Source organism: bacterium, assembly GCA_030654305.1.
Classification (GTDB): domain Bacteria; phylum Krumholzibacteriota; class Krumholzibacteriia; order LZORAL124-64-63; family LZORAL124-64-63; genus PNOJ01.
In genome coordinates, this window is record JAURXS010000282.1 from 1 (window position 1) to 2,398 (window position 2,398).

A 2,398-nucleotide genomic window follows, 5' to 3' on the forward strand; every position below is an offset into this window, starting at 1 on the left:
AGGAAGGTAATGTTGGTGCGTTGAGTTGAGTCGTATGAAATCTCCCGAATTGAGATCGATTAGCGATCCAGCTACACGACTGACCGCCACCAAGCGCAAGCAGCTGTCCAAGGCCCAAGCCCAGTTCAAGAAGCTCGAATCCCGCCTCGCCGCCCTCGACAAGGATTACGCCGCGCTCCAGGTCGTTACGGGACAGCTGGTGGCGGGGCTGCTCCAGTGAGGGCAGCCGGACAGCTTCCGGGGCTGGCTGCTTGTACCCCAGCGAACTGTGCGGCCACCCCCTTCAGAACGCAAGCGCCGCCCCCACCCGCACCATCCGCCCCGGCTCATGCACCCTCACCCCCGCCGCGAACGGATTCCGCTGATACGCCAAGTGCTGCCAGTGCAGCACGTTCGTCGCGTTCTCGAGGTCGATCGACAACGACATCCGCCCACCGTCGTACGTCGCCCCCAGGTCGAGCCGGTTCCAAGCGCCGGTGCTCCACTCGCCCTGGGACGCGTCGACGCGCCCCTGCCCGGCGGCGTGCCGGTAGAACGCGCGCCCCTGCCAGTCCCCGAGCCGGGGCGAGCGCACCGTCAGGTCGAAGGTCGCCGGCGGGATCTCGGCCAGCGGGCTGTCGTCCCGCGTCTTCTCCCCCCAGTTCCAGCTCAGGCCCGCCTCAACCAGCTCCCAGGCGGCGGACAGGTAGGCGCCGGCCAGCAGGGCGTCGATGCCGTCGTAGGTCTGGTAGGTCGTGCCCGCGACTGTGCGCTTGACCAGGGTCGGGTAGTTCCGGACGCGGGTCCCGAAGACCTCGCACTTCAGCCGGCTGGTCGTCGCCGCGATGCGGGCCGTGGCGCGCACGGGGTCGGCGAGCTCCGGGTTGCCCACCCAGTCGGGTGTGGTCCCCGGCTTGTCGACGGCGATGTACTGCTGCTCGACGCCGGGTGCGTCGGACGCGATCTCGGCCGACAGGGACAGCCGCGCCCCACCCGCCATGTCGCGCTCGTGGGTGGCGGTGGCCCCGAACGGGAACGACCACCGGCTCGCCTCGGCGCCGGCCTGCAGCAGCCGGTACATGCCCAGCACGGAGGCGTCGCCCGCCTCGGTGCGCACCAGGCCGGCCCGCAGCCTCAGCCAGGGTTGGTGCGGGTCGCCGAAGCCGCGGGCCGCGGCGGCGCCGAGGCGCCAGACGTCGGGCAGCATGCGGCTGGTCTTGGCGGCGGCGGGGTTGGCCGTCGGGGTGATCCGGTTGTCGGCGTCCCAGTGGTGGGCGAAGACCTCGTAGCCGTCGCCCACCACGCCCAGCATCGTCGTGACGGCGTCGGTGACCATCTCGGTCGTCGCCCAGCTGCGGCGCAGGGCGTTGTCCATGAGGTGCTCGGTGTGGTTGACGTAGGCGCGGTGGCCGCGGTAGGAGCCCGACGCCTGGTAGTGGTCGTTGTCGCGCTCGTCCATCAGCAGGTAGGGGAACAGCACGTCCGACGAGGATTCCCAGGCGGCCTGCGCGTCCCCGTCGTCGAAGGCCCGGTGGGCGCGCACCTCGCCGACCGACGAGGTCGGCGCGTGGGCGAAGCCGTACAGCTGCTCGTAGGTGCCGCCGTCGGCGTCGGTGTACGGCTCGCTCCGGCGGTGCCGCACCGCCAGGCGCGTCCGGCGGCCTTCCAGGGCCAGGCTGGCGTCGAGGTCGCCGGCGTGACCCGCGGCGCCGCCGAGGCGGCCGTAGACCCGCGTGTCGCGGCCCGGCAGGCGGCGGTGCAGGTCGAGCCGGCCGCCGAGGCCGGACTGCAGCGCGGCGCCGCTGCGCGACAGGTTCGCCGTCTCGATGTCCAGCAGGTCGACCTGGCCCGCGCGCGTGTCCATGCGGTTGGGGCAGGCGGGGGCGAAGCGCTCGCCGTCGATGGTCAGGGTGATGTCCTGGCGCTTGAAGCCGTCGGCGTAGAGGTCGGCGACCCCGGCCGCGCCGCGGCGGATCGTCGCGAACGGCGTGCCCTGCAGCAGGCGGTCGAGGTGGTCACCCGCGGTGACGGGCAGCACCATGTCGCCGGGGTCCGTGCGGTAGCCGATGATGAACACCGTGTCGGTCAGCGCGTGGCGGAGGTCGTCGCCGGCGCCCGCCGCGGCGGCGAAGGACGGGCAACACGGCAGCAGCATCGACAGCAGGAAGATCTGTCGGCGGCGCGCGCCGCGGCGGTGATCGAGCATCATGATGGACTCCCGTAAGGTCATGGATGTCGTACTGGACCCCGCGATGCCGGCCGACGGCGCCGGCGAGCGATTCTAGCAACCGCTCGCTGGTTGCGCTATCGGACTCGTGCATGATGTTCATGGAGATCGCCTGCCGGACCGCTAGGTGTTCCGTGCCTGTCGATGACGGTGTTGACGTCTTCGGGCGGGGGGATTCCTTACGTCCGTCGA

At 71.3% G+C, this 2,398-nt stretch carries 2 protein-coding genes; one reads left to right on the plus strand and one right to left on the minus strand.

From position 1 onward, the window contains the following. The first annotated feature begins 49 nt into the window (after positions 1-49). Positions 50-220 carry a hypothetical protein gene (locus Q7W29_08155; protein MDO9171789.1) on the plus strand — a complete coding sequence of 57 codons (171 nt, stop codon included), beginning with the start codon at positions 50-52 and terminating at the stop codon, positions 218-220. A gap of 63 nt (positions 221-283) precedes the next feature. On the opposite strand, the gene Q7W29_08160 is transcribed toward Q7W29_08155, so the two are convergent. Then, the gene (locus Q7W29_08160; GenBank protein ID MDO9171790.1) at positions 284-2,188 is read right to left on the minus strand and encodes a TonB-dependent receptor; all 1,905 of its coding nucleotides are present in this window, start codon (positions 2,186-2,188) and stop codon (positions 284-286) included. Positions 2,189-2,398: the final 210 nt, after the last annotated feature.